This window comes from Nicoliella sp. ESL1113 (assembly GCF_058509245.1).
In genome coordinates this window covers 292,461-319,392 of sequence record NZ_CP196388.1, presented here as the reverse complement: position 1 = coordinate 319,392, position 26,932 = coordinate 292,461, and the positions used below count along the sequence as shown (strand labels likewise).

At 41.0% G+C, this 26,932-nt stretch carries 24 protein-coding genes and 1 riboswitch; of the genes, 8 read left to right on the top strand and 16 right to left on the bottom strand.

What is annotated here, in order from left to right; genetic code table 11:
• Positions 1 to 44 precede the first annotated feature (44 nt).
• Entirely contained in the window at positions 45 to 1,373 is a 1,329-nt protein-coding gene (locus ACSYTJ_RS08205) for an MFS transporter (protein ID WP_491720328.1), read from the bottom strand.
• 148 nt (positions 1,374 to 1,521) lie between these two features.
• On the opposite strand from ACSYTJ_RS08205, the gene ACSYTJ_RS08200 reads away from it, so the two are divergent.
• The 3 genes from ACSYTJ_RS08200 to ACSYTJ_RS08190 all read left to right on the top strand — a co-directional run bounded on the left by ACSYTJ_RS08200 (position 1,522) and on the right by ACSYTJ_RS08190 (position 3,276).
• Complete coding sequence (locus ACSYTJ_RS08200) at positions 1,522 to 1,908, top strand: MerR family transcriptional regulator (protein WP_491717496.1); 387 nt, start codon at positions 1,522 to 1,524, stop codon at positions 1,906 to 1,908.
• A 79-nt stretch (positions 1,909 to 1,987) separates the two neighbouring features.
• Positions 1,988 to 2,407 (top strand): flavodoxin family protein, encoded by a 420-nt coding sequence (locus tag ACSYTJ_RS08195; RefSeq protein ID WP_491717497.1) that lies wholly within the window; start codon positions 1,988 to 1,990, stop codon positions 2,405 to 2,407.
• Positions 2,408 to 2,424: 17 nt separating this feature from the next.
• Positions 2,425 to 3,276, top strand: coding sequence for an aldo/keto reductase (locus ACSYTJ_RS08190; protein WP_491720327.1), 852 nt, complete (start codon positions 2,425 to 2,427; stop codon positions 3,274 to 3,276).
• 41 nt (positions 3,277 to 3,317) lie between these two features.
• On the opposite strand, the gene ACSYTJ_RS08185 is transcribed toward ACSYTJ_RS08190, so the two are convergent.
• Both ACSYTJ_RS08185 and ACSYTJ_RS08180 read right to left on the bottom strand, forming a co-directional pair.
• Complete coding sequence (locus ACSYTJ_RS08185; protein WP_491720326.1) at positions 3,318 to 4,196, bottom strand: DMT family transporter; 879 nt, start codon at positions 4,194 to 4,196, stop codon at positions 3,318 to 3,320.
• Between the two features lie 110 nt (positions 4,197 to 4,306).
• A complete protein-coding gene (locus ACSYTJ_RS08180; RefSeq protein ID WP_491720325.1) occupies positions 4,307 to 5,638 on the bottom strand; it encodes an MFS transporter in 1,332 nt (443 codons plus the stop codon).
• Positions 5,639 to 5,866: 228 nt separating this feature from the next.
• Between ACSYTJ_RS08180 and ACSYTJ_RS08175 the strand changes: the two genes are divergently transcribed.
• Positions 5,867 to 6,916: an NAD(P)-dependent alcohol dehydrogenase gene (locus ACSYTJ_RS08175; RefSeq protein ID WP_491720324.1), complete on the top strand. Its 1,050-nt coding sequence runs from the start codon at positions 5,867 to 5,869 to the stop codon at positions 6,914 to 6,916.
• 60 nt (positions 6,917 to 6,976) lie between these two features.
• Here ACSYTJ_RS08175 and ACSYTJ_RS08170 read toward each other — a convergent pair whose 3' ends face one another.
• The 8 genes from ACSYTJ_RS08170 to ACSYTJ_RS08135 all read right to left on the bottom strand — a co-directional run bounded on the left by ACSYTJ_RS08170 (position 6,977) and on the right by ACSYTJ_RS08135 (position 16,300).
• Complete coding sequence (locus tag ACSYTJ_RS08170; protein ID WP_491720323.1) at positions 6,977 to 7,738, bottom strand: SDR family oxidoreductase; 762 nt, start codon at positions 7,736 to 7,738, stop codon at positions 6,977 to 6,979.
• Positions 7,739 to 7,752: 14 nt separating this feature from the next.
• Complete coding sequence (locus tag ACSYTJ_RS08165; protein WP_491720322.1) at positions 7,753 to 9,225, bottom strand: acyl-CoA reductase; 1,473 nt, start codon at positions 9,223 to 9,225, stop codon at positions 7,753 to 7,755.
• Positions 9,218 to 10,351: a LuxE/PaaK family acyltransferase gene (locus ACSYTJ_RS08160; protein WP_491717502.1), complete on the bottom strand. Its 1,134-nt coding sequence runs from the start codon at positions 10,349 to 10,351 to the stop codon at positions 9,218 to 9,220. The genes ACSYTJ_RS08165 and ACSYTJ_RS08160 overlap by 8 nt, the downstream gene beginning before the upstream one ends.
• A 2-nt stretch (positions 10,352 to 10,353) precedes the next feature.
• The gene (locus ACSYTJ_RS08155; RefSeq protein ID WP_491720321.1) at positions 10,354 to 11,658 is read right to left on the bottom strand and encodes a uracil-xanthine permease family protein; all 1,305 of its coding nucleotides are present in this window, start codon (positions 11,656 to 11,658) and stop codon (positions 10,354 to 10,356) included.
• A gap of 101 nt (positions 11,659 to 11,759) precedes the next feature.
• Positions 11,760 to 11,866, bottom strand: a riboswitch (TPP riboswitch).
• A 229-nt stretch (positions 11,867 to 12,095) separates the two neighbouring features.
• The gene (locus tag ACSYTJ_RS08150) at positions 12,096 to 12,824 is read right to left on the bottom strand and encodes an amino acid ABC transporter ATP-binding protein (RefSeq protein WP_491717504.1); all 729 of its coding nucleotides are present in this window, start codon (positions 12,822 to 12,824) and stop codon (positions 12,096 to 12,098) included.
• Complete coding sequence (locus tag ACSYTJ_RS08145; RefSeq protein ID WP_491720320.1) at positions 12,821 to 14,260, bottom strand: amino acid ABC transporter substrate-binding protein/permease; 1,440 nt, start codon at positions 14,258 to 14,260, stop codon at positions 12,821 to 12,823. Before ACSYTJ_RS08145 ends, ACSYTJ_RS08150 begins: the two co-directional genes overlap by 4 nt.
• A 258-nt stretch (positions 14,261 to 14,518) precedes the next feature.
• A complete protein-coding gene (locus ACSYTJ_RS08140; RefSeq protein ID WP_491720319.1) occupies positions 14,519 to 15,691 on the bottom strand; it encodes an aminotransferase class I/II-fold pyridoxal phosphate-dependent enzyme in 1,173 nt (390 codons plus the stop codon).
• Between the two features lie 90 nt (positions 15,692 to 15,781).
• Complete coding sequence (locus tag ACSYTJ_RS08135; RefSeq protein WP_491720318.1) at positions 15,782 to 16,300, bottom strand: TetR/AcrR family transcriptional regulator; 519 nt, start codon at positions 16,298 to 16,300, stop codon at positions 15,782 to 15,784.
• A 123-nt stretch (positions 16,301 to 16,423) separates the two neighbouring features.
• Here ACSYTJ_RS08135 and ACSYTJ_RS08130 point away from each other — a divergent pair, with 123 nt between their 5' ends.
• Positions 16,424 to 18,754, top strand: a complete 2,331-nt coding sequence (locus ACSYTJ_RS08130) for an MMPL family transporter (RefSeq protein ID WP_491720317.1) — start codon at positions 16,424 to 16,426, stop codon at positions 18,752 to 18,754.
• A gap of 89 nt (positions 18,755 to 18,843) precedes the next feature.
• Here ACSYTJ_RS08130 and ACSYTJ_RS08125 read toward each other — a convergent pair whose 3' ends face one another.
• From ACSYTJ_RS08125 to ACSYTJ_RS08115, 3 genes are read right to left on the bottom strand one after another with little or no spacing between them, the layout of a single operon-like run.
• A complete protein-coding gene (locus tag ACSYTJ_RS08125; RefSeq protein ID WP_491720316.1) occupies positions 18,844 to 19,170 on the bottom strand; it encodes a hypothetical protein in 327 nt (108 codons plus the stop codon).
• 14 nt (positions 19,171 to 19,184) lie between these two features.
• Positions 19,185 to 20,039, bottom strand: coding sequence for a hypothetical protein (locus ACSYTJ_RS08120; RefSeq protein ID WP_491720315.1), 855 nt, complete (start codon positions 20,037 to 20,039; stop codon positions 19,185 to 19,187).
• Positions 20,040 to 20,082: 43 nt separating this feature from the next.
• On the bottom strand, positions 20,083 to 20,841 hold the full coding sequence (locus tag ACSYTJ_RS08115; RefSeq protein ID WP_491717511.1) for a hypothetical protein: 759 nt from the start codon (positions 20,839 to 20,841) through the stop codon (positions 20,083 to 20,085).
• A 239-nt stretch (positions 20,842 to 21,080) separates the two neighbouring features.
• Here ACSYTJ_RS08115 and ACSYTJ_RS08110 point away from each other — a divergent pair, with 239 nt between their 5' ends.
• From ACSYTJ_RS08110 to lepA, 3 genes are all read left to right on the top strand, one after another.
• Positions 21,081 to 21,755: a YoaK family protein gene (locus ACSYTJ_RS08110; RefSeq protein ID WP_491720314.1), complete on the top strand. Its 675-nt coding sequence runs from the start codon at positions 21,081 to 21,083 to the stop codon at positions 21,753 to 21,755.
• 334 nt (positions 21,756 to 22,089) lie between these two features.
• The gene (gene glyA, locus ACSYTJ_RS08105; protein WP_491720313.1) at positions 22,090 to 23,364 is read left to right on the top strand and encodes a serine hydroxymethyltransferase; all 1,275 of its coding nucleotides are present in this window, start codon (positions 22,090 to 22,092) and stop codon (positions 23,362 to 23,364) included.
• Positions 23,365 to 23,674: 310 nt separating this feature from the next.
• Entirely contained in the window at positions 23,675 to 25,468 is a 1,794-nt protein-coding gene (lepA, locus tag ACSYTJ_RS08100) for a translation elongation factor 4 (protein ID WP_491720312.1), read from the top strand.
• Positions 25,469 to 25,518: 50 nt separating this feature from the next.
• On the opposite strand, the gene ACSYTJ_RS08095 is transcribed toward lepA, so the two are convergent.
• Entirely contained in the window at positions 25,519 to 26,556 is a 1,038-nt protein-coding gene (locus ACSYTJ_RS08095) for a zinc-binding dehydrogenase (protein ID WP_491720311.1), read from the bottom strand.
• 97 nt (positions 26,557 to 26,653) lie between these two features.
• On the bottom strand, positions 26,654 to 26,920 hold the full coding sequence (locus ACSYTJ_RS08090) for a hypothetical protein (protein ID WP_491717516.1): 267 nt from the start codon (positions 26,918 to 26,920) through the stop codon (positions 26,654 to 26,656).
• Between the last annotated feature and the right edge of the window lie 12 nt (positions 26,921 to 26,932).

The window sequence follows — 26,932 nt, the reverse complement described above, 5'->3', positions numbered from 1 at the left end:
TCATTAACCACATTATAGGCGTTAAAGTGAACTTTAAGTCAACTTTAACGCGATACTTTTTTAACGAAAATAGCTGCAATTAAAGTTAAAATTCCAATCAAACTAATCATTACAAACTCATGGTGATATTGTGCAATCGGAGTCGATAAACTCGTTGATAACGCTACCACCAATGATAAGATCACAGATGAACCTAGTTGGTGAAAGACATTGACCGCACTCGAAGCTGCACCAGCAATTTCATCATCAGCATGGGCCACCCCCGCAGATGTTAACGGACCAAATGCTAGTCCTTGACCGATTCCAAAAATAACCATTGGAACGGCAATTCCTAACCAGTAGCCGTGTTGTAAGCCAATTAACAGTTGTAAAATGACCCCGCAAACGGTAATCGTGACTCCAATCAATAACAAGGTGCTATTAGCAACTTTTTCTGACAACTTGGATTGAAACAACCCAGCGATAAATTGCGGAATCGTTTCGGGCATAAACGCCAGTGCCGACATTAATGGCGTGTAGCCGTACACTTGTTGAAGCGTTTGCGGCACCAAGAAGAAATAAGCAATGGCGATCCCTGCAAATAAAAAGCGGGCGGTATAGGCCCATCTTCTTTCAGGATCTTGGAAGAGTTTAAATGGTAGTAATGGATTGGCCCTACGCTTTTCTACGATGCCAAACATTGCTAATACTACGATTGCAAAAACAAATGCCAAGAGGCGATAACTAGCCCCGTTAATGCTATAAACTAACAAGAATAGCCCAATTACGGATAGGAATGAGCCTAAGTAATCTAAGTGCGCTTTCCTAGTGGTGCTGCTTGGTAGAAAAATAACGGATAAAATAATGAGCGCGATTCCAATTGGCACGTTGATGTAAAAGCCCCAGCGCCATGAAATATACGTCGTAATTACCCCACCAACAATAATTCCAATACTAGCACCAATTCCAGCAGTCACTCCGTAATAAGAGATTGCTTTTTGGCGTGTCTCCCCCTGATAGCTATCCAACAGCAACGCAAGCGTTGTCGGTGCTAAAATTGCAGAACCGATTCCTTGAAAGGCGCGCATTAAAATAATCATTGGTCCAGAAGTGGCGCTGCCGACTAGTAACGACCCGAGGGTAAAAATTGCAATCCCGATAATAAGGAGTAACTTCCGACCGTACAAATCACCTAACCGACCGCCCAACAGTAGCAAACTCCCAAACATCAATGCGTAGATGTTAGTGATCCAGCTCACATCGGCCTTAGTCATATTTAAATCAGTAGCGATTTTGACCGTACTTGTAAACACCACTGAATTATCAAGTAAAATTAAAAAGTAGCTAATCAATATAATTGGCAAAGTGATGCCAAATTTGCTTTTCGTTTTCATTATCATTGTCCTCCATCAATTAAGTATGTGGACATTTTAAACCTTAAAGTCTGCTTGAATGCAAGCACTAATTTTTAATTTCAAATCCTTGCATTCAAGTTCACTTTAAGGAATAAAATAAGATTAAAACTTAATTGAGGTGTTATAAATGAACATAAACGAGGTTAGTAAAAAGTACCATGTTGATAAGGCGACGATTCGGTTCTGGGAAAAAGAACAGGTAATGCCACCCGTACCACGAGATCAAAATGGTTACCGTAATTTCACACAATTCAATGAAGAATGGATTCACTTTATTATTGCATTAAGAAGGGCGGACATTTCGATCCCGACGCTAAAGCAATACACCAGCTTGATCCTTAAGGGTGATAGCTCGATCGAAAAACGCAAGGCCATCCTAAAAGCCCAAGAGGACAAAATCAACCAACAAATTAACGAATTGACCCAAACCCGTGACTACCTACACAATAAAATTGAACGCTACGGTACCCACCTGCTGCAGTATGAAAAAAATAATTTAAAACATTTAGAGTAATTCTAAGTATAATCATTTGCATTCAAGTCGACTTAAAGGTTTAAAATAGCAACTATCCTAAATGAAAGGAGTTTTCGCAATGCATCAACTATTTATTAACGCCAGTAAGGATCCCCATGGTTTAACGGAAACGCTGGTCAAACAACAACTGCACATTAGTAATTATGAAACCGTCAACCTAGTGGATTACTTGATCTATCCGCTTGGTCAGGAACAAAGACCTGGCGATCAATTTCAGGAAATTTGCCAAAAAGTGGCGAAAGCGGATGCCATCATCGTTGGTACCCCCGTCTATTGGTCGTCAATGTCGGCATACATGAAAATTTTAATCGACCGAATGACCCAGGTAATGGGGCCTAACAACCCGTTTGCAGGTAAAAAACTCTCACTCGTCATTGACGGGATGGAGCCTTCAGATGCCATCCCCCACATCAAACATGTCTGGGAACACGTTGCCCGACGCTTTAATATGCAATTAGTCCAAGTTGCTCACAACTAACAGGAGGAATTTTTAAAATGTCAGAAAAGAAAATTCAAAACGAAATACCAAAATTAGGGTTCGGGGTCTTCCAAGTCCCAGACCAATCAGATGCTAAGGCCGCAGTGATCGATGCCGTAAAGGCTGGCTACCGCTTAATTGATACTGCCGCTTCCTACCAAAATGAAGTTGGGGTCGGAGAAGCCATCCAGGAAGTTATCGATGCTGGATTGGTTACCCGCGATGAGTTATTCATTACCACCAAACTATGGGTCTCAGACGTTACCGTTGACCGCGCGGCCGGTGCGATTGATAAATCCCTGCAGAAGTTAAACCTCGACTACCTCGACTTACTATTGATCCACCAACCATACAACGATGTCTTTGCTGCTTGGCGGGCAATGGAAGATGCTCAAAAGGCTGGTAAGGTCAGATATATTGGGGTTTCGAACTTTAATAACGCCCAGATTACCAATTTAATCGAATTCAATGATGTGAAGCCGGCCGTCAACCAAGTTGAAGTTAACCCGTTCTTCCAAAATAATGATCAAGTGGCATTCTTACAATCCGAGGGCATTCAAGTTGAAGCGTGGGCTCCATTTGCTGAAGGCCGCAACCACCTCTTTGAAAACCCCGTTTTGCAATCAATCGGGGCTGCCCACGATAAGTCAGTCGGGCAGGTCGTCTTAAGATGGCTATTCCAAAGAAACATCATCCCATTGGCTAAGTCAGTTAAACCCAGTCGGATGGCTGAAAACATCAACGTCTTAGACTTTGAATTGAGTAATGATGAAATGGATCAAATTAAGAAATTAGATACCAACGTGAGTCAATTCTTTGACCACGCCGATCCAGAGCAAATTAGAAGAATCGCTAGTTTTAAGCGCTAATTAAAAAGCAGTTGCCGATGTTAAGTTGGCAACTGCTTTTATTATTCTGCTAATTCAGATTGACTATTTTGTTGCTTAAGAAATAAAAAGACCCCGATGATAACGATGATGCCACCAAGCACTTGAATGAGCGTTATCCGCTCGCCTAAAAGGATCACCGCTAGGATGGTCGCCCCGACTGGCTCACCGAGGGTGCTAATTGAGATCGTAGTGGTATTAACGTAGTTCAAAAGGTAATTGTAGATGACGTGGGCAACCGTTGGGAAGATTGCTAGTGATAAAAACATTAACCAGTCAAATCGACTATACCCAACTAGTGGCACCTTGGCAATCAAATTAAAGCCGTTCAGGGCAATTCCGGCAAATAAAAAGACGATAAAACTATAAACCCAAAACGAAATCCCCTTCACATTTGCCTGGCCAATCAACAAGTAAGTTACTAATGCGATCACACTTACGAACGCCATTAAATCACCAATTAACGCGGTTGAATTGTTGGTTCCCAAATCGGTGGAACTAACGATCACCACCCCAATAATTGATAATACGATCGTTCCAACGGTCTTTAAGTTCGTCCGTTCCTTATAAACAATGAAGCCACCCACCAGGGCCACAATTGGTTGTAATGATAAAATAATCGTTGAACTCGTTACTGAGGTATACTTTAACGACTGAAACCACAGTCCAAAGTGCATCCCCAAAAAGCTCCCCGCAATCGCTAGGTACAGCCATTGTAAGAATGATAATTTTTTTAAGTCACTGCGATGAAGCCACACGAATGGCAATAACAACAGACACGCTAAGTACATCCGATACATACTAATGACCGTTGCTGGTGCACTGGTCAGCTTCACTAGGATGGCAGCAACTGAAATGGCCACAATTGAAATTATTAATAAAAACAGATTTTTTCTGTTCATTTGATCCCTCCATTTTTAGTTTTAACCTAATTTAGTATATCAAAATATTCTAAATCGTTAAAATCATGAATGGTGAAATCAGTGGTCGGAAACGAAGGCAATCCGCAAAACTAGCGGTTCAGCCTTTTAATATTAATGGCCATTACTAATGGAATTAAAATTAGAATACTCATTAGGATCGTTTGTTCATGATACGCACGCAATGGCGAATGGTTACTAGCCGTTAGCGCAATCACGACTGACAAAACGACAGAGCTCCCAATCTGGTGAAAGACGTTGACCGCACTAGACGCCGCCCCCGCAATCTCGGGGCTGGTGTTGGCGACACCAGATGCGGTCAATGGACCATACGAAAGCCCCTGACCAATTCCAATCACCACCATTGGCATCGCAACACTGAGTAAATACCCCGCTTGAAGGCCGATCAGCCACCCTAGGCCAACGCCAATAGCGGTTATAATGGTCCCCCATAATAAAATGGTGGCATTTTTAAAATGATTCGCTAATTTGGATTGAACATAGCCAAAAATGAATTGGGGGATCGTTTCTGGCAAAAAGCCAACCGCAGCCATTAATGGGGTAAATCCATAGTAGCGTTGCATGACCTGGGGCACCAAGAAAAAGTAACAAATCATTACCCCGATGTAGAAAAAACGCGCAACATACGCTGAAAACCGTTCCGGATCAGTAAATAGTTGCAGTGGCATTATTGGGTAGTCGGTTTTGGCCTCCCTGATCAAGAACAATGCGATTATAAATACCGCCAGCACAGCTGATTGGACTTTGCCAATGCCGCCATCGATACTATATACCAGAGCCAAAAAGCCCAGGACCGACAAAAAAGCGCCGAGATAATCTAGGGGCTGCTTATTAGTAGGTGCCGAACTAGGCACGAACTTGATCGTCATCATAATTAGGATGATTCCAACGGGAACGTTGATCAAAAAGCCATACCGCCATGATGTAAACGTCGAGATTAAACCACCCATCACTAGCCCCACGCTAGCTCCTAGACCAGCAATTATCCCATAATAGGCAATTGCCCTAGCCCGTTGACCATCCCGATAGGTATCCAACAACAAGGCCAACGAAGTGGGGGCTAAAATGGCGGCGCCAATCCCCTGAAATGCCCGCATCAAAATTAAAATGGGGGCTGAGGGGGCAACCCCCACTAGCAACGAACCGATACTAAACGTTATCAGTCCCAGTAAAAAGAGCCGTTTGCGACCGTATAGATCCCCTAATCTCCCCCCTAGCAATAAGAGACTCCCAAACATTAACGCATAGATATTGGTGATCCATGCAATCATGCCTGCGTTCATGTGCAGATCATTTGCGATCTTTACCGTACTAGCAAAGACCATCGAAGTATCTAATATGATAATAAAATAGCTAATTAAAACGATCGGTAGCACGATGCCAAACTTTTGATTGTTTTTCAATTGAATCAACTCCTGATTTAATTTGTAACCATATCATAATTCTTAAAGCCCGCTTTAAGACAAGGATTAATTTTCGGTTGACTTAAAGCTAAGTTTAAAGTGTATCGTTATCAATAAAGAAGGGAGCTGGCCTTGATGACCATCAAAAGTTAGTGCAATTAACGGCCCACTAACCATTAAAAATGTAAATGCACATAAAAACAGATTAGAACAAGGGAGAAATAAAAAATGACAACTAAAGTAAAAGCACTAGCAGCCAAAAACTCCAATTACTCATCATTTGAACACACCACGATCGAGCGTCGCGACTTACGGCCAGATGACGTTGCAATCGACATTAAATACTGTGGAATTTGCCACTCCGATATTCACATTGTTGATGACGTCTTCGGTAACAGTCAATTTCCAATGGTTCCCGGCCATGAAATTGTTGGAATCGTTTCTAAAATCGGCAGTGCTGTTACCGACCTAAAGATCGGTGATCATGTTGGGGTCGGCTGCTTTGTCAATTCATGCGGAAAATGTCAGTACTGCCTAGCTGGTGAAGAACAATTTTGTGAGCAAGGGGTCATTATCGTTTTCAACTCCAAGGATAATGATGGTAGCATCACTAAGGGGGGCTATAGTCAATCGATCGTTGTTAAGGATCATTTTGCAATTAAGTTGCCTAATAATCTGGATTTAGCAACGACTGCTCCGCTGTTGTGTGCTGGAATCACGACCTATTCACCCCTAAAGCGTTGGAACGTCAAAAAGGGAAGTCGGGTTGCTATTATGGGCTTAGGTGGCTTAGGCCATATTGCCGTGCAATTTGCCCATGCACTAGGGGCGCACGTGACCGTGTTGGGCCATTCTGCTAGTAAGGAAGCTGAAGCCAAACAACTCGGTGCTGATGAGTATCGGCTGACGTCCGATCCTCAAACCTTCGCTGATCTTAAGGAGCATTTCGACTTGATTCTAAACACCCTTGCAATGCCGATTGAACCTGATCAATATATTGCACTATTAAGGGTCCACGGCGCCTTAGTCTACGTTGGGATTTCCACCGAGGCCCAGTCGTTTCATATGCCAGCGCTATTTAACGGTGGCAAGGAAATCGCTGCATCCAATGTGGGCGGGATTCCAGAAACTAAGGAAATGCTGGATTTTGCGGGAAAACATAATATTAAGGCTAAGATTGAAATGATTAGCATTGACGACGTGCCAACCGCGTATGAACGGATTTTAAAAAGTGACGTTAAATATCGTTTTGTGATCGATATGGACACATTGAAATAGTTAGACCATAAAAAAACAAGCCCGAGTAGAAAATTACTCGGGCTTGTTTTATTTAGCTTTTTAATGCATTACTAAGCCACCATCAACGTATAAGCATTGACCAGTTATGTTACTAGCCAAGTTAGATGCTAAGAAAGTAGCGGTTCCTGCAATATCCTTTGGTACCGTTAATCTGCCAGTCGGTGTCATGTTAATGATCGATTCACGAACATCATTTTGCGTTTCAATACTGGAATCAGTTGGATAGGTCAACCCGGGCGCAATCGCATTGACCAAAATTCCAAGGTTTCCAACTTCAGCAGCCAGGGATCTAGTGAAGCCCAGTAGCGCACTTTTAGCCGTAATATAGTCGTGATATGGAATCAATGGTGATTCAATTAAATTGCTGACCATATTGATAATGCGGCCACTATGGCTCATCATCGGAATCGCAGAATGGCAAATATTAAAGGACCCCTTTAGACTCCCATCAATTTGCGATTGATAATCCTGCCAATCAATTGACGCACTGGTCTTTCTGGTCTTGGGATTAAAAACGTAGTGATTCAAAGCGTTATTCACAACGATATCAACCTCATCAAATTGATCTTTAATTAACGCAAACATCGCAGCAACCGATTTAGCATCCCGAACGTCCGCTTGAATTGCGACGCCGTTGCCACCATTTGCTCTAATATCAGCTACGACCTGTTCGGCCCGTTGCCGATTATGCAAGTAGTTAATGACGACAATCGCGCCCTCTTCAGCAAACTGTTTGGCAATTGCCGCACCAATTCCACGGCTACTTCCAGTTATGACAGCCACCTTATTCTTCAGTAACATTATTTAAGTTCCCCCTACTCAACATCTGGATCGTATCGTTCTGCTAGGTCCTCTGCACTTCTTTCGATATCCACGAAATGCAGTAGGCTCAACAGGTTAAAGCCGCCATCGTGATGCCAACCAGGCTTAGCTCTAGTCATTTCACCCAGTGCTGAAATTCGATCGACCCCAATTCGGCCTAATTGATCAGCAATTTCAAAAAGGCGCGTGGGGGCTACCGCCACCCCACAACTTTGCAGAAATGAATGATAGCCATCTAAATACTTAGTAACAGCTGCTAAGTCATCGATCTGAAAAATGTGCACCGTCCGATTCAATGGTGAATTAGCGAACCCAGGTTCTTCGTGATATATGACTGTCCAATCGGTACTATGGGCACTACTAATTACCTCTACGGATCCATTTTGAATTTGCGTTATTTGACACTCATTGCGCAGTCGATTAATCGCAGCCGCCTCTTCATTCGTTAGTTGGGCGCGCGGCCGTTTTTGTTGATAGTCCGCCAACTCGTTGGCAATTACCCTAGCGAATAACCGCGGACTAATTGCCCCGCCGCTTTCCACAAAAATAGTTTGGGCAGAAAGACAACTTTGTTGATCATAAACGGCAACATCTTCGACAGCCTTATGTGTGGTCTCGCGATAATATTCAGGAGTCAGCGCTTCTTTCCCGACCATTGAAAAACTAATCTTATAGCCATAGTGTAAAAATTTCTTGTCAGTGGGCACCATTTGCCGAATGCTATCAACGGCTTGATTAGAACCATAAACGATCGTCGCATCCGTATTATTAATGGCGGCTTGCTCTAGTTGAGTGTTGCCCCCGTGCCATGGCAAGATTGAAACACATTCAGCCATGTGCGCATCAACACTAGCAATCGATTGCATGAACAGGATTGGAAACAGTGGTTCGGCAAGCGACGTTTTGCCCAAATTAGCTGATTTAACTAAGAGCCCCATGACCAATGGCCACAATTGCAGCGCTGGGATGTTACCAGAAAAGACATGAAAAATGCCGTCAGGGCCAAATGCTTTCGTGTTGCTACCACTTCTTTGGGGATGAAATTCATCTAAAATCCCTGGTTGATCCAATTCAGTATCAACGAATCTCAAAAGCTCTTTTTTCCTAAACAACCGAACAAAGCGCTTAATTTCTAATAACACCGTTTCTGAATTATAGCCAGTGATTTTAGGAATCAATTTAATTGCCAATTTGCGCTGCTCGTATTCTGGGTCGGTCCATTTTTGCACCGCCTGATCAATTACATTAATGATCTCAGCAAGCGTTAATTTAGTTAGGTAACTATGTTGGTGGTGCTTAATTATCCGAGCAGTCTGCGCAATTTCAGCAGCGGTCAACTCAGGATAACGGAAAGAATATGTCGTATTACCATCCGAAATTGAATAGTAATTAAAATTAACTGGTTGCACCTCACGAGGAAGGCTAAACAGGTCAATCGGGATGATTTGAATGGGATCCTTAGTCAATTTGATCACCAGCTTGATTAGAAGCCAGTAGTTGGTCGACCGCGATCGAACACCCCTTAGCTTCAGCGCCCTTGACCCGGCCTAACAATTTAAAGCCTGCTTCATCTTGCACACCCATATCTTCGGTTAAGATTCCCACACAGGAATTCCAATTCGAAAGATCGTAATATGCAATTAGCCCGACCTGACCATTTTTAACCGGCGTTAATTGATCTGGATCTAAAATTTGGATCCGCACCCATGCTGGCGCAGCCTTATCGTAGTTAATTGATTGATCATGATATAAATCATAAATGTTTTGGTCATAGCATTGTGAACAAACTTCAGTCATCCCATACATGTTAATATAGTGATCACGATCGATGCCAAACGTATCTTCGATTTCTTGCATCAACGTTTGAAATTCGACACTTCTGGACTGTCCCTTGAAACCACCAGTATCAAACAGCCGACTATCGGTTGGTAACTGGAAATGTAAATCGTTTTGCTTCAGGTAGTCTAATAAGTGAACATATGAAAAACTGGCCCCCAGTAACATTACTGGTTGATTGGCCTTAATTGATGCTTGCAAGGCCGCAATAATGCCAGCAAAATCCATTTGTGATTCATCCACATAGATTTTACTTTGCTCATCACCAAAAAATTCGACTGCCTTACTAACGTATCTGGACAGTGAAGAATTAGGGTTGATATCTTCACCTGGAAATAGACCAATGATCCGCATTTTATCATGATCAGGCATTACAAATTTCTTGAACGGAAAGCGCATCGAAGCATCCCAAGTTTTAAAAGTGGGGTGATAATTACGACTCCGATGGGTTGGATCGGTCGTTCCACTCGACATAAACACGGGTTCATCATCCGTAATCGGGGTGGCAGATAAGGTCAATCGTTTATAACCCTGAATTGGCATCAATGGAATTTCAGTCCAATCCCGCACTAACAACGGGGTCTTTCTTTGACTCTTGGCATATTTTTTAAACGGTAAGTTATTTTCAAATTGATAGTTAAATATTTTAAGCGCTAATTCGTTAAACGCACCTGCGCTTTCGTTCGCATCAGCAACTGCATATTGATCAATAAACGCTAAAACTTCTCTTTGAATTTCAACTGTTGATAGCACCATTGCTATTCCGCCTCCTGCTTTTTAAATGCTTTAGGAATTGCCACTAGGATAATGTGAAGAACAACTGAAGAAATTGCTCCTAATAAAATGTTATTAGTTAATAATGGCTTTAATGCTCCCGTATAGCCAGAAGCATAAGCTGGAATCCCGATTGCAAGCATAATCGATAAACCAATAATTAAGTTATTCGTATCATTATTTTCAGCACGTTTTAAAATATTAAAACCAGTTGTAATTAACGTGGCCGCTGCTGGTAGGAACATCCCACCAATTACTGGAGCGGGAGTCAAAGATAAAAAGGCCCCTAGCTTTGGAATAAAGCCTAATACCACTAACAAACTACCAGCTAGTAGGATTGGTTTTCTAGAATGAATGCCAGTCAGCTTCATTACTCCTAAGTTTTGAGCAAATGCTGTGGTTGGGAACCCACCAATTAGTGATGACAAGATTGATCCCGCTGCTTCACCAGCAATTCCCTTTTCCATTCTCTTTTGGTCCACCTTAGTATTAGTTACATCAGCCGATGCTTCATATACTCCCAATGCCTCAATAATCGCCACACAGTAGGCAATGAAGAACGTTAAGAAGATGGTCCAATTAAACTTCAACATCCCATAAGGAAGGATGTGTGGTAAACCGAACAGTGGCTTAGAACCAACCGCTGATAGATTGATCATGCCAGTCAATCCTGCAATCAGATCACCAGCTACCAATGCAATTAAAAATGAATAGCGATGCCAAGCACCCTTTCCAAAAATCGATAAAAAGACTACGATTCCTGCGGTTACAATTGCTACGAATAAGGTCTTGGGTGATGCAAATGATGCTGCAGTCGGGTCCCCACCTAAAAATTCCGCTAGTGTAAAACTAGCTAATGAGACCCCCACTAAAAAGATAATCGTTCCAGTGATTGCTGGTCGAAGCCATTTAGTTAACTTGGACAATAAACCAGTAACCGCTAAAAAGAAGGCTAAGATCGCACTTAGTAAAATCGATCCGCCAGCTGCGGGTAACGTCCCCGTTTTTCCAGCATTGATCATCAACGCATCAAAAGCTGCGGATGGTCCCTGCACAATTGGAAGGCGAACTAACTTAGTGGCTTGAATAATCGTTACTAACCCAGATGCAATAAAAATTGCATTAACTAAATTAGTCGATAAGCTCAGTGATAACCCAGCTGTTGAAGCCACAAAAATTGGATCTAACCATACATTTGAAACAAAAATATGTTGAATACTTGCAAGAAACGTTTGCCCCCATTTTAAGTTTGCGGGATCCAAACTTTGCTTTTCCTGTTCATTATTCATGAAAACATCTCTCCTTAAGCATTTTGGCTTAATTAAACTGAGAACCCAATTCACAACAAAAAATTGGATAGTTTGCACCACAAAAAGAATTGGATAGTTTTCATAAATATCCGCTGCATTCCTACGCTGGTACTAACCAGATCAGGTTCATTAGGGTCAAGGTCATGATTAACCTAGTCTCAGCCGAACGGCTCCCCTTGCAGTTAATTAAGTAATTTGAGTATAGCATAATCAAACAACAAGCAAAAGTGACATTTTTAGATAAATGTTTCAAAAAATAGTGGATATTATAGTAACAAAAAAGTTATTTTATTTTTAGTGAGCTAAACAATCCGCCCCATAAAGCGTTGGTTCAGCCATCATCTAAATTGTTATCAAAGCATAAAAAAATAACCATCCCTCGCAATCCGAAAGATGGTTATTTCATTATTTATTTTTTATAGCACTTTTTCCAAGAATGATTGTAATCTGGCATTTTTAGGATGATCAAAGATTTCTTCAGGCGTTCCTGATTCCAAAATCTTACCGTCATCAACAAAGACCACGCGGTCCGCAACTTCACGGGCAAAGCCCATTTCATGGGTTACGACCACCATTGTCATTCCATCCTTAGCCAAACGCTTCATTACTTGCAAAACATCACCAACCATTTCTGGATCAAGGGCACTGGTGGGTTCGTCAAATAACATGATGTCTGGCTTCATGGCTAAAGCACGGGCAATGGCGATCCGTTGTTTTTGACCACCAGAAAGTGATTGCACCTTTGCATCAAATTTTTGGGAAAGGTTAACAACTTCCAAGAGTTTCTTGGCTTGTTCAGCAGCTTCTTCCTTAGTTTCCTTCTTTAACTCAACTGGTGCTAACATGATGTTGTCACCAACTGAAAGATTGTTAAAGAGGTTGAAATGTTGGAACACCATCCCGATGTTTTCACGAACCTTATTCATATCGGTCTTTGGGTCTGCGATGTCCTTCCCATCAATGATTACGGAACCAGAGGTTGGTTCTTCCAACTTATTCAAGGTTCTTAATAACGTACTTTTCCCAGATCCGGATGGTCCGATAATTACGACCACTTCGTTTTTTTGAACTTGAAAGTCAACGTTCTTTAAAACGTGGTTGCTCCCGTAGTTCTTGACTAGGTTTTTAACGTCTACTTTAATCATAATCTAGTTCTCCTTTCACCCCATTTAGATAACCAGGTCAACAGCGTGATCACGATTAAGTAAATCAAAGCAACAATTGTCCAGACCTTAAATCCTTCAAGGTTTCTTGCGATAATAATTTTACCAGTTTGGGTTAATTCTAGAATTCCAATAATTGATAGGATTGAAGTATCCTTCAAAGTGATAATAAATTGGTTAATGAATGATGGAATGATTAACTTAATTCCCTGTGGAAGAATAACCTTAAACATCGACTTGGAGAATGGCAGTCCTAAACTCCGAGCTGCTTCCATTTGACCACTGTCAACGGAATTAATCCCCCCACGAACGAAGGCCGCAATATAGGCTCCTTCATTGAACATTAAGGTGACGACCCCGGCAATGAACGCTGGAATCTTAGTTCCAGTTAAAGTTGGAATCCCGGTGTAAATGAATAGTGCCAACACTAGTAATGGTAACCCACGGAAAATATAGATAATGGTACTAGATAGGTCTTGGAAGAACTTGTAAGGCAATACACCCAATAGTCCCACGATTACTCCAAATAATGTTGCAAAGAAGATCGAAACGATACTTAACCAAAGTGTTTGTAAGAACCCGTTCCAAAGGAAGCCCTTGTTTTGCTTAAGGATTCCCAAGAAGGTATGGTCACTAGAACCAGCATTGGTTCCCTTGCTTTCTAGGTAGTGATCAACAATCTTTTTATATTCACCGTTCTTTTGGAGGTTAGCAAGTCCCTTGTTGAACTTAGCAAGCAATACCTTGTTCTTACCCTTATCAACGGCAAAACCATATGAACCACTATCAGCAGGCTTAGTAACGATTGAAAGTTTCGTGCCTTGCTTGATACTGTACTTCATAACTGGTTCATCTTCAAAACAGGCAGCCGAATTTCCAGTTAACACATCTTGGTACATGTTACTAGAATCATCAAAGGTAACCACCTTAAAGCCATATTTATTCTTGATGCTGTTAGCATACGCAGCTCCGGAAGTCCCCGTCTTAACGGCAACTCTTTTACCACGGAGTTGATTAAGGTCTTTAACGCTCCCCCCCTGCTTAACAGCCATTACAACACCAGACTTGTAGTAAGGATTGGAAAAATCAAAGGTCTGTGCACGTTCTGGAGTAATATTCATCCCAGCGATCACACCATCAATTTGTCCTGACTGGGTTGCTTGAACCGCAGCATTAAAACCAATTGGTTTAATATTTACCTTAAAGCCCTGATCCTTAGCAATTGCCTTCATCAAATCAATGTCGATTCCGACATACTTGTTTTGATCATTAGCAAATTCAAACGGAGGAAATGTAACATCCGTCCCAATTTGATAGGTCTTTTCTGCATGGGCAGTCTGACTTGAAAAGCCAGTACCAATCAATAACGCAAACAGCGCTATTACCATTGCACCGAAGAACCCCTTTAATTTTTTCATGACAATATCCCCTTCGTGTACCCATCAATAGGTTACACATTTTTAATTTTCATTAATTATATTTTAGCAGTTTTTTTAAGATTTGTATATATTTCGTGTTACATCATCTCACATAAAAATAGCGGTTTTGCATAAATAAATCGCTTCCAACATTGATTTAGCGCGGTTTTTAAATTTTACTATTTTTTTGTAAATATTATAAAAAAGTAACCATTTAGTCAAAATATCCCAAATGGTTACTTATCTATTTATTGATGTTTATTCATGATTTTTCACAAAATTCTGAATCCGTTTTACAGCTTCCTCTAGCTCTTCCGTACTAGCAGCATAGCTTAATCTAAAGCTATTTTCACCACCAGGTCCAAAGCCAACTCCAGGAACGACCCCTACGTGCGCTTCATTCGCTAAGTCAAGACAGAATTGCATACTATCAGTCTTGTATGAATCAGGAATTGAAGCGAAGATATAAAAGGCCCCCTCTGGGGTGGGACTATTGATCCCAACTTCTTTAAGACCGTTGACAACTAGATCACGTCTTTGTTCATAAACCTTTTTCATTGGTTCAGCATCGTCGCGTCCATTATTAAATGCCTCGATGGCTGCATATTGAGCATTAGCAGTAAGACAGAAACTAGCGAACATGTGCATCTTCAATATTTCTGATAAAATTGCGGGCTTTGCAAACACTACCCCAACTCGCCAACCTGTCATCGCATGGGACTTAGACAAGCCATTGTAAGTAATCGTTTGCTCAGGAAGGAGTTTAGCGAATGAAAAATGAGCGTGGTCGTAAGTTAACTCACTATAAATTTCATCACTGATCACTAAAATATCATACTTTTTAATTACTTCAGCTAAAGCGCTAAGTTCATCTTCACTGTAAGTAACTCCCGTTGGGTTACTTGGATAATTCAATAACAGGGCTTTGACCTTGTCACCGTGTTCCTTTAAGGTCTTTTCCAACTTAGCAGGCGTTAGTTTAAAGCCGTCATTAGAGGTATCAACATAGACTGGCTTTCCACCTGGTAGCTTGATAACAGATTCATAAACTGGAAATGCTGGCGTTGGTAAGATTACCTCATCGCCAGCGTTAATAATTGCTAAAAAGGTACACAGCAACGCTTCACTCACCCCAGACGTAGCTAGTACCTCAGTCTCTGGATCGTAATTCAAACCATATTTATCATGAACATAATTGGCTGCCGCTTCTCTAAGTGCAAAAATCCCCTGCGGATTAGAGTAGTGACTTTCATTTTGTTCAATCGCTTGAATCGCAGCTTCTTTAACATGTTCTGGAGTATTAAAATCTGGTTCACCTAATGTAAGTGGGATCAAACCCTTGATTCCAGCAACTTGGCTATTAAAGCTAGAAATTAAATCTGGCTGAATTCCGTTCGCACTTTTACTAATAAATTGTTTTAAATCCATCATTATTTTCCCCTCGTTTTAGAGTAATACTAATAATCTTTCTAATTATTTTAACATCGTATTTTAATAATTTCAAATGATTAGTATAAATATTTAATTACTAATTTTTGGAAATTGGTGGGTCGTAAAAATTTGATCTAATAAAATATAATCAGCAAACATGTTGTAACGGTTTCCATTCAAGCGATTCCAAGTCATAATCGCCGAAATTTTACCCATCGTCCAAATATTATCAACGTCGTTACGCCCTTGCACAAAAATTTCAACGAACGTTGATGAAAAGATCTGCATAAATTCTTCATCGCGACTTTGTAAGTTGAACAATCGCTGGTAAGAATCATTGTAAATGTATAGTTCATGAATCACATGAAACGGTTGGCTACTAAATCCAGATTGATCAATTCCAGAACTAGCATTATCTATTGCAAATAAAATAAATTGATGCAATAAATCGTATTTATCTTCAAAATGATGATAAAAAGTATTGCGATGAATTAATGAATTTTTAGCAATCTGATTAACCGTAATATTAGTAAATGATTCGTTTTCAAGCATGTTATTCAACGCTTGAAAGATAATTAAATTGGTTCGTTGTTTTCTAAAGTCCGCCATGTTTTGTACATTTTTACTCCTGTGTTTATTTTTTGTGCACTATCACTATATTGTCCATTTTACATGACTTTTGTCTATCTTATAATTATTTTATCAATTAAATCTGAGAAAGAGGTAGGTAAAATGAATCAAAAGCTTAACAAATTGGGCCAATGGTCATTCCATAATAAATTCAAGTCACTATTAGTATGGTTATTCGTGCTAGTGATATTTATCACTGGAGTCAGCAAACTAGGTGCTAATTATAATCAAAACTTTACGATCAAGGGATTACCATCCACCAATGTGCAATCCACATTGAAACACGAGTTCAACCAAGATGTGAACGCCGGTACTATGAAGGTCGTAATTAAAAACGACCAAAAACACGGCGTAAATCAAAAGGCCCTCAAACGTCAAATTGAAGCTGCAATGAAGAATATAAAAGCTGAAAAGGGCATCAAGAGTGTCGAAAATCCATACTCTAACAAATTGGTCAGCAAGGACCAATCCACTACTTATGTAACGGTAACGTTTGATAAAGATGCCAAATTGGTTAGCCAAGCTCAGATCAAAGCCGTCGAAAAGCAGTTCAAAGCCGTAAGCAACCACGCCCAGACCAAGATCGCATACGATGGGACTGTGCAGATCACACCATTTGAAATTGGTGGTTCATCAGAAATCATTGGAATTATAATTGCGTTTATCCTTTTATTGATCCTCTTTCGCTCCTTTATTACGGCTGGGTTTCCAATTATCAGTGCCATTGTTGGCTTGCTCTCTGGCGTGTTGCTTGTTACGATTGGGACATCGTTTTTTACCATCGTCAACGTTGCCCAAACCCTTGCAACAATGCTTAGTCTAGCAGTAGGAATTGATTACGCCCTCTTTATTGTCCACCGTTATCGTGATGAACTAAAGGAGCATGCCCCAGATCAAGCATTGGGGATTGCCATTGCCACTGCCGGTGGCTCCGTTATCTTTGCCGGGGTGACCGTTATCATTGCCGTGGCCGGGCTTAGCATCATTGGAATGGACTTTTTGACCCAGATGGGATTGGCCTCAGCAATTGCCGTGGCGTTCGCTATTTTATCAGCAATTACGTTCTTGCCAGCCTTGATCTCGTTGCTCAGCAAGTTCATTAAACCAGCACCAGCGCAGCGTCAACAACCATCCGAGCAGCCTGGGATATTTGTAAAAATGATTACTAAATTCCCGCTTGTTACGGCATTGGTCAGCATTGTCATCTTGGTAGCAATGGCCCTTCCCGCTCGCAACATGCGACTGGGGATGCCTTATAACGGTTCACTACCTAAGCAAAATACGCAAAGACAAGCATATGACATTATCTCAGATCAATTTGGCGAAGGAATCAACGCCCCATTAATTGGGGTGGTCGAATTGAACCAGGACCAATCTAAGGCCGAACAGGAAAAAACGCTTCAGCAAATTACTAATAAGGTCAAAGCAATGGACGGTGCTAAAATGATCGTCCCAGTTGTTAATCAAAAGGCCGTCCGCGAGATGAAACAGCCCGCTTATCAAGCTAAGGTCAAACAACAAATTACAGCGGCGGTCCAAGCAAAGGTGCAAGCTGCCGTTCAAAGCGACCCCACGCTTGCAACTGATCAAACAAAGCAACAACAATTAGCTCAACAATATGCTGCCGAATACCAAAAACAGGCTCAAGCTGAGGCTAAAAAGAAGGCAATCGCACGCATCCCCGCCCAAATTAGCAAGAACCATAAATACGCAATGTTCATCCTAATTCCAAAGCATGGGGCCGAAGCTGTGCAAACGCAAGCACTGACCAATCGGGTCAAAGCATATTCAAAGACCGTCCAAAAAGAGGCTGGCACTAAGATCATCTTAACCGGGACGAACGCTGTTAACATTGATACCACTGATAAATTAAACGCTGCGACCCCGCTTTTTGCAGGAATCGTCATCGTCTTGGCCTTCATCTTACTAATGTTAATGTTCAAATCATTCTTAATTCCGTTAGTAGCAATGCTTGGTTTCGGCCTTTCGTTATTAGCTTCGTTCGGGTTGACGACGCTTACTATTCAAGAAGGGATGTTCAAATCGATTCTAGGCATTAGTAAGGGGGCGCCGATCCTATCTTTCCTCCCTGTCATTTTCATTGGGATCTTATTTGGACTCGCAATGGATTACGAGGTGTTCATGGTCTCTAGAACCCGTGAAGAATATCTAAAAACTGGGGACAATGCCCATTCAGTTATGGTCGGCTTAAAGAGCAGTGGTCCCGTAATTATCACCGCTGCTTTGATCATGATCGCCGTCTTTGGTAGTTTTGCACTCTCAAGCAATACCACGATCAAGTCGCTTGGCTTATCTTTGGCGTTCGGGATCTTCTTCGATGCCTTCCTGGTTAGATTAATCATCGTGCCATCCATGATTAAATTATTTGGTAAGGCTAACTGGGTCTTTCCCGGTCAAAATAAACAATCGTAGTTCAAACATTAAATCAATCTAAAAAATCATCCCCAGCGTAAATCCGCTCGGGATGATTTTTAATTTGCTATTTAATTAGTCCTAATCGATCAATGGCCCTGCTTTGCCAAATAGGTGACCAGGGCACCCCCAGCATAACCATTAAAGTTTTTCCCCTTGATGTTTAACAGTTCTGACTCATGATCGGCCAAGGCATCGATATCATTATCATCAATTGCATCATTTTTTAAAATTACTAGCGCACGTCTAACCTCACCATTGCAACGGGCCTTAATTTGTTTAATCCGCAAAACATCCTTAGCGATCGACATCATTGATTGGTTCAATAACTTTTCTTGTTCCATTAACTTTTTATTTTGTTCAACTAGGTATGCATTCTCTAACTTTAACCGTTTAAAATCCTGTTTTTCTGTCATTTATTGTCCTCCATCTATGAAAATAAATCAGTAATATCACCGTTTAAGCAATCATCCTTGGGCATGTTGTCCTTATCAAAAAAAGGGGCCTTTTGATACCTTTGCAATAATACAACATCAGAAATTTCAAATCCCTGGGCAGAGGCCTTTGCATTTAAATCGTTGAACGCAAATTCACAAACCCCATCCCGTAAAGCTAGCTCTTTTAGCTGCCTATAACTAAATTGACCATAGGTCGCCCAAATGAAATCCAAAGTCCTTTGCACCTTTCCATCAAAATGAACGCCAGTACATTCAAAATCCATCTTATGAATTACGGAATTTTCACCACGCCGCTTGATCGCAGAATTTAATTCATAATCAATACACCATGGACCATTGATCGTAGCAACTAGGGCGACGTTAAATAACCGCTCGTTAGGCTCGTTATTCAAAACTAAAAAGTGGGCGTAGGAGAGGTACAATAACAGAGTCAACTTCGAAAATGACATTTCAGAACGACCTAGAAAATACCACGCCACTTCGATTGCCGTTGTAAAGTAGTGCGCGGGGTGCGGATTTGAAACCCCATACTTAGTCGCTAACCTTTGAACGTCATTAGCTAGTTGACCAGCACCACTAGTAACGATCAACTTCCCGCTATTGGTTACCGTTAACACCATTGGGGAATAAGCAGCTAAATTCAAAGCACTCGCTAATGATGGCGTTAACTTACCGTTGCCGACTTGATCGATTGCCACCCTTTGTTCATGCCCATCATTTTGAAAATAAACGCAATCGATCTGGTTATCATCCCGTGGTAAATCAGATAGTGGGATTTGAAAACTGAAATCAACATCTAAAATTAAATTGAACGAATTGTCAATCATAATTGCACCTCCATAATATTACTGCTTTTCATTTTTACAATCATCATTTAATCGCTAACCAGGCTTGGGCTTCACTAGTAATTTGGGCAATGTTAATTTCTGGATGCTTTTGCAAAAATGGTGTCCGAAACATCTTAGCCACGTAATCTGGGGCATAGTGTTTTGCCTTAACTAAATAAATCCCTGATAATAATAAGTCCTTGCCATAGTTATGTAGGCGCGTGGCCTCGTTATACATCACTTTGTAGATATATTTCAATGTCGGCTTGATGTGCTGTTCATAACTAGGATCATCAAATATCGTGGGTGCTAAAATATCATCGATATATTCGCTCTCGGTATCCTTATTCACATTTAGGTACAACTGCTTTACGCTATCTTTAAAGAGCTTGTCATACTTTGAGTCTAATTCCTTAATGTGTTGATAGTTAATCAATAATTGAATCTCATTTCCGCGGGCCCGCAGTAGTATTTGATTAACTAAGTATTTAACGAGTTCGCTGCCAGCGTAATTTTTAACCACCATCCCCTTCGGACTTTCAGGTGTTGATTCATGATCAGCCAAAGCATCCGTAATATCTGATTTATTACCATCTTTATCAATTGCAAAAATTTTTCCGCCATTGATGTTAATGATGGTACTGCTGATTTCAGAAATAAGACGCTGTTTCATAACTTTGGCGTTATCAACTTTTTGGGATAATTTAGCAATTTTTTGATGTAATAAGTTTTTAGCGTCCAACAGCTGCTTGTTATTAGCAGCGAGCTGCTTATTGATATCGTCTTGTGATTCTAATTTCATTTGCATGTCCCCCCTAGAAAAGTTTTCAAATTAAATATCAAAATTATTTACTATGTTCAGTCTATCAATTCTTAACCAGCTTTTCGATTAGCTCCACTAAATTTGTCATAATCGTGGAATCACTTGCTATCACTGGCTTTTTCCAAAAAGCTAACCTTAAATCATTAAATTACTCTTCATCAAAAGCAAGCCATTATGTGATAAAATGAAATTATAAATATTTAAAGAAAGTAGAGATCATGAAATTCAAAAATAGTTTCGAGACTCCCATCATCGCTTCTTTATTAGCTGTCATCAGTGGCAGCATTGATGCATATACTTATATTGAGCATGGAGGGGTGTTTGCTGGTTTACAGACCGGAAACATCATCTTGTTAAGCATTAATTTAGGCCGGTTGAACTTTTATCCCGTATTTAGATTATGCTTTGCAATTGCTTTGTTTATCTTTGGCATTATCGTTGTCAAGTTCATTCAAAGACACTTTCCAGATGAAAATTACCGCAAAAAATTAATTATTCAGTATGAAGCCGTACTGCTCCTTATTACCGGACTTACGGCTCCATGGTCCCCTAATTTAATTACGATTGGTTTATTGGATATGTCTGCGGCGGCTCATCTACAGGAATTTAAACTGTTGCGAGGAAAAGCGTTTAACCCCCTAATGATGACTGGAAACCTCAGTAAAGTTTCTAACACTTTATATCTGACCATCTTGGACCATGATTCAGCTGCTAAGCAACTCTTTTTAGATACCTGTATAGTTATTTTAAGTTTTATTGGTGGCGCGATCACCATGAGTCTAATGACCAGATTGGCTGATCAATTTTCCATTTTGCTTACCCTAATTCCATTATTTTTAATTTTAATTATCGTCAAAATATATGATCATAAATCCTTACCAGAAAAGGATTAAGTCCTTGTTATAAAAATAGGATTCAATTTTTGAACAAATATTTTTTCAATTTATGTTTGACATCCATATTTTTTTGGTTTATTCTAATGGCAACTTGAAAGTAGTAATTCAATTAGCTCAGTTTAGCGAACATTCAGTTAGGTGAAATGGAATGTCTGGGTATTGGGTGAAGGCAGTCAAGAATTAACTTGAATAGAAATCGATATCTTAATGCGCATTAAGACTCAGAGGTATCAAGTGTGAGCTTGATATAAAATAAGGTGGAACAGTGTTAAAGACGCCCTTGTACAAAAGTACAAGGACGTCTTTTTTGTCTAATTTAGGAGGAATAATTATGTTCAATTATAAAACTAAAGACCCAGAAGCTTCAGCAACTATGTATGATTTTTCAGATCAAGATCCAGAAATTTGGGATGCCATTCAAATGGAAAACCGTCGTCAAGACAATGTGATTGAATTAATTGCTTCAGAAAACATTGCTTCAAAGGCAGTAAGAGCAGCGCAAGGTTCAATCTTAACTAATAAGTATGCCGTTGGATACCCTCAAAAACGGGTTTACACTGGTAACGAAGCAATTGACATCGTTGATAACGTTGCTAGGAAAAGAGCTAAAAAACTTTTCCATGCAGAATATGCCAACGTTAATCCACACTCAGGAACCCAAGCTAACCAAGCTGTTTATGCAGCATTCTTGAACCCAGGAGACAAAATTTTGGCAATGAGTGAACATGCTGGAGGCCACTTCACGCATGGTCAAAAGCATAATTTTTCAGGACAGTTATACCACTCATACTTCTACGGTGTTGACCCAGAAACTGAGTTACTTGACTATGATCAAATCGCACAAATCGCGCGGGAAGTTAAACCTAAATTAATCATTGCCGGAGCATCTGCTTACAGTCACATCATTGATTGGACTCAATTCAGAAAGATTGCTGATGAAGTTGGTGCCTACCTAATGGTCGATATGGCTCATATTGCCGGATTAGTTGCCGCTGGTGTCCACCCCAATCCAGTTGAAGTGGCTGATGTAGTTACCTCTACCACCCATAAAACGCTTCGTGGTCCAAGGGGAGGAATGATCTTAGCTAAGGCTAAGTATGCCGATCAATTAGATAACGCAGTCTTTCCAATCTCGCAAAGTGGATCACTAGAGCATGTTATTGCTGCAAAGGCAATTGCTTATCAAGAAGCACTTCAACCAGAATTCAAAGACTATGCCAAACAAATTATTAAGAACGCCAAAGCAATGGCAGATGTATTCAACCAAAGTGAACTGATCAGAGTAGTTTCAGGAGGAACAGAAAACCATGAAATGACACTGGATTTAAACGCCATCCACATGACTGGTGATCAAGCTGCTGAATTACTATACAAAGCAGGAATTGCAACCAACAAGGAACTTCTCCCATTAGAATCCGGAGATACTATGGAAGGAATTCGAATCGGAACGCCAACCATTACAAGTCGCCACTTTAACGAAGCAGATGCTGCTAAGGTCGCTAAAATTATCGTTAGCATCTTAGAAAACCCCCACAATGAATCGATTTTAAGTAATGCCCAAAAACAAGTGCAACAATTGGTTGACGAACATCCAATTGATCGATAATAAGAAAGCTCCCTCATCAATGATGATGAAGGAGCTTTTTATTACTATATCTATTTCTTCGCAAAAATAAGTTTACCACTAACTAATTGTAAATAAAAGCCTTTTTGTTAATTAAATTAACATTTCACTTCTCATTCGTTAGTAAATCCAGTTCCATTATGATAAGATTTAAGAATAAAACTACTATAATTAATGAGGTGAAATCATGCGTAAAATTTTACTAGTCGGTTGGACATTCTAATTGAATGGCCAATCCAAAATACAGCCATTCTAATTACTGGAAACTAAGAAATAGAATGGAGAAATAATAATGAAACAATCAAATATTAGAAACTTTTCAATCATTGCCCATATAGACCATGGTAAATCGACCCTGGCAGATCGCATCATGGAGTTAACACAAACGGTGGCTGCTAGAAATCGTAAGGACCAATTGTTAGATGACATGCAGGTCGAACAAGCCCATGGTGTTACTGTCAAATCAAGAACCGTCCGTAATCAATACCATGCTGATAATGGTCAGGATTATGAACTGAACTTCATCGATACCCCTGGACACGTTGACTTTAACTACGAAGTTGCCAAAAGCCTCTCCGCTAGTGACGGTGTGATCTTACTAGTGGATGAGACCCAGGGGATTCAAGCGCAAACGGTTGCTAATTACCACCTCGCAGTTAAAGCGGGTCTTAAAATATTACCTGTCATTAACAAGGTCGATAGTCCCAATGCACAAATTGAAATGACTACTAACCAATTAATGGAGTTAGATGCAAACTTCACTAGCGACAAAATTTTACAAATATCCGCTAAAATCGGTCAGGGAGTCCATGCGGTCTTAGAAGCCATTGTTCATTTTTTACCGGCCCCAAATGGGAATATTAATAAACCGCTTAAGGCGTTGGTATTTGATTCTGAATACGATAGTTTTAAAGGGGTGATTGCATCGATCAGAATTATCGATGGGAGCGTTAAACCTAATCAATCACTATTCCTAATGGCTAATCATCAAAATTTGCTTGCTAAGGAAATTGGCATCTTTTCACCCACCAGAATCGCTAGCCGTGAATTATCGGCTGGTGATGTCGGTTACATCGCGACTGGCCTCAAGGATCCCCACCTAGTCAGAGTTGGTGATACACTTACGAATAAACAAAGGCCCACTGACCATCCCCTTCCTGGATATAAACCTGCCGAACCAATGGTGTACGCCGGGATTTACCCCCAGGGTGATTATAACGAACTAGCCGAAGCACTGAACAAGCTCGCACTCAATGATTCTTCATTACAATTAACACCTGAAGTTTCTGATGCGCTCGGTCCTGGGTTTCGTGGCGGATTTTTAGGAATCTTTCACCTCCAAATTATTAGAGAACGCCTCCAAGATGAATTTGGGATCGCAGTTTTAACCACTGCGCCAAACGTGACGTATCGGGTTCACTTAAAAGGCCAAGCCGCACCAATGATCGTGGACAATCCAGTCCAGTTTCCAGATTTCGAAAAAGTCGAATTCGTTGAGGAGCCAATTGTAAGGGCCGTCATCACGACTAACGAGCAGGAATTAAATGCCGTCATGAAACTAGCTGATCAACATAAGGGTGTTTTCGTTGATATGGGTAACCAAGGCTCCTTAGTAGAATTGAGCTATCAAATGCCGTTATCTGAGATTGCCTATGATTTCTTTAATAAGCTCAAATCCGTCTCCCATGGCTATGCATCCCTCAATACCACGCTAGCTGGTTATGAAATGGCTGACATCGTGAAAGTAGAAGTACAAATTAACTACTCACGGGTCGATGCACTTACATTTATTACGCACCGCAGTGATGCACCCACTCAAACCAAGGAATTAGTGCATAAACTAAAGTATACGATTCCAAGACGCCTCTATCCCATGCCTGCCCAGGCAGTTGTCGAAGGACGCGTCATTGCCCGCGTTGATATTCCACCGTTAAGAAAAAATGCTGCCGTGAATGGCAATAAGTACAGTGTTTCTAAAAAACAAGCGCTGTTGCGGAGGCAAAGCGTTAATAAACGTCAAGCTGCCAAAAGCAATATCGAATTACCACAGTCGGTCTTTAACAGTATCTTAAATTTAAACGACTAACTAAAAAGAGGATGCCATCTGGCATCCTCTTTTTATTATATATATGATGATTAATCAGTCGTCACAACTGATTTAATGGCCTTTCTTTCTGCCATTGCCTTATAGGCATCATCAACGTCATCAATATTATAGCTGTTAGTGAAGACCTTACCGGGGTTGATCTGCCCATCCAAGACCGCTTGTAATAAGCCACCCTTGTCATAAGTGGTAACGGAAGCGACCCCACCTGATAGGGCCACGTTCTTCCCAAATGCCAATGGGAATTCTACGTTCCCGTGTGGTAAGCCGACCCGGCCCACGTGAGCGCCTGGACGAGCCACTTTTAATGCGGTATTCGTGGATAATTCACTTCCCACACATTCAAGCACGGCATCAGCACCAGCATTGTGGGTGAGTTCCATGACCTTAGCCACGGCTTCATCACCACGTTCAGCAACTACGTCGGTAGCGCCAAATTCCTTAGCCAGCGCTTGGCGATCAGCATGGCGACTCATGGCAATGATCCGCTTAGCACCCAATAGTTGCGCTGAGATAACACCACATAAGCCCACGGCACCATCACCGACAACCACTACGGTATCACCGGTTTGAACGTTTGCCGTCTTAGCAGCGTGAAAACCAGTGGCCATTACATCGGAGAGTGATAAGAAGGAATTCAACATTCCTTGACTGTAGTCTTCTGGCTTGCCAGGAACCTTTACCAACGCCCAGTTAGCGTGTTGGTAACGAACGTATTCGGATTGGTAACCACGACTGAAGTTATCATCGTGGTTTTGACAATTGCCATCAAAGCCGGCCCGACAGGCAGCACAGTGGCCACAACCATGGGTAAATGGTGCGATCACAAAATCACCGAGCTTCACAGTGGTGATATCCTTCCCCACTGATTCAACCACCCCAATGGCTTCATGACCACCATTCAATGAGTTTGGTTCTTTTTTATCTAGCCCCCGATATGCCCACAGATCAGATCCACAGACACAGGCTTGTACAACGTGCAAAATCACGTCGTCATCCTTTTCAATTTGCGGTTTTTCAACGTCTTTAACTTCTACTTTACCTGCTTTTACAAATCGAGTTTGTCTCATATTTTAGGGCCCCTTTAAATTTAAAAAGATTCGGTTTCTTTTTAAAGGATATAAGCTCACTATTCAAAAGTCAAACATATCGCTCCTGACAAACCGCTTAACAACGGTCTTTAAAGCGAACTATAAGGTTATTGATATATGTTAATTCGTTGGTGGATTGAACGATTTTACGGTAATTTTTTAACGCCAATTTGAGCAGCGTAAAATCCGTCCCAAGTGAATTGAGATTCTGTTTGGCAAGTAACCGATCACTGATGCGATCTAACTCGGAACGGCCCCGTTGATTATCAGCTGGCATCGTCTGCTTAAAGGCGCGACACGCGTTGCTTAATACCAGCGCCTCCGTTTTTGAAAAATTGATCATCTGTACAGCCCC

Coding starts and splice junctions, on each gene's coding strand:
- ACSYTJ_RS08090 (WP_491717516.1), bottom strand. CDS start 26,920: ATGATCAATTTTTCAAAAACGGAGGCGCTGGTATTAAGCAACGCGTGT.
- ACSYTJ_RS08095 (WP_491720311.1), bottom strand. CDS start 26,556: ATGAGACAAACTCGATTTGTAAAAGCAGGTAAAGTAGAAGTTAAAGAC.
- lepA (WP_491720312.1), top strand. CDS start 23,675: ATGAAACAATCAAATATTAGAAACTTTTCAATCATTGCCCATATAGAC.
- ACSYTJ_RS08160 (WP_491717502.1), bottom strand. CDS start 10,351: ATGGTGCTATCAACAGTTGAAATTCAAAGAGAAGTTTTAGCGTTTATT.
- ACSYTJ_RS08205 (WP_491720328.1), bottom strand. CDS start 1,373: ATGAAAACGAAAAGCAAATTTGGCATCACTTTGCCAATTATATTGATT.
- ACSYTJ_RS08170 (WP_491720323.1), bottom strand. CDS start 7,738: ATGTTACTGAAGAATAAGGTGGCTGTCATAACTGGAAGTAGCCGTGGA.
- ACSYTJ_RS08120 (WP_491720315.1), bottom strand. CDS start 20,039: ATGATTGACAATTCGTTCAATTTAATTTTAGATGTTGATTTCAGTTTT.
- ACSYTJ_RS08110 (WP_491720314.1), top strand. CDS start 21,081: ATGAAATTCAAAAATAGTTTCGAGACTCCCATCATCGCTTCTTTATTA.
- ACSYTJ_RS08115 (WP_491717511.1), bottom strand. CDS start 20,841: ATGAAATTAGAATCACAAGACGATATCAATAAGCAGCTCGCTGCTAAT.
- ACSYTJ_RS08175 (WP_491720324.1), top strand. CDS start 5,867: ATGACAACTAAAGTAAAAGCACTAGCAGCCAAAAACTCCAATTACTCA.
- ACSYTJ_RS08195 (WP_491717497.1), top strand. CDS start 1,988: ATGCATCAACTATTTATTAACGCCAGTAAGGATCCCCATGGTTTAACG.
- ACSYTJ_RS08150 (WP_491717504.1), bottom strand. CDS start 12,824: ATGATTAAAGTAGACGTTAAAAACCTAGTCAAGAACTACGGGAGCAAC.
- ACSYTJ_RS08155 (WP_491720321.1), bottom strand. CDS start 11,658: ATGAATAATGAACAGGAAAAGCAAAGTTTGGATCCCGCAAACTTAAAA.
- glyA (WP_491720313.1), top strand. CDS start 22,090: ATGTTCAATTATAAAACTAAAGACCCAGAAGCTTCAGCAACTATGTAT.
- ACSYTJ_RS08135 (WP_491720318.1), bottom strand. CDS start 16,300: ATGGCGGACTTTAGAAAACAACGAACCAATTTAATTATCTTTCAAGCG.
- ACSYTJ_RS08200 (WP_491717496.1), top strand. CDS start 1,522: ATGAACATAAACGAGGTTAGTAAAAAGTACCATGTTGATAAGGCGACG.
- ACSYTJ_RS08185 (WP_491720326.1), bottom strand. CDS start 4,196: ATGAACAGAAAAAATCTGTTTTTATTAATAATTTCAATTGTGGCCATT.
- ACSYTJ_RS08125 (WP_491720316.1), bottom strand. CDS start 19,170: ATGACAGAAAAACAGGATTTTAAACGGTTAAAGTTAGAGAATGCATAC.
- ACSYTJ_RS08190 (WP_491720327.1), top strand. CDS start 2,425: ATGTCAGAAAAGAAAATTCAAAACGAAATACCAAAATTAGGGTTCGGG.
- ACSYTJ_RS08140 (WP_491720319.1), bottom strand. CDS start 15,691: ATGATGGATTTAAAACAATTTATTAGTAAAAGTGCGAACGGAATTCAG.
- ACSYTJ_RS08130 (WP_491720317.1), top strand. CDS start 16,424: ATGAATCAAAAGCTTAACAAATTGGGCCAATGGTCATTCCATAATAAA.
- ACSYTJ_RS08145 (WP_491720320.1), bottom strand. CDS start 14,260: ATGAAAAAATTAAAGGGGTTCTTCGGTGCAATGGTAATAGCGCTGTTT.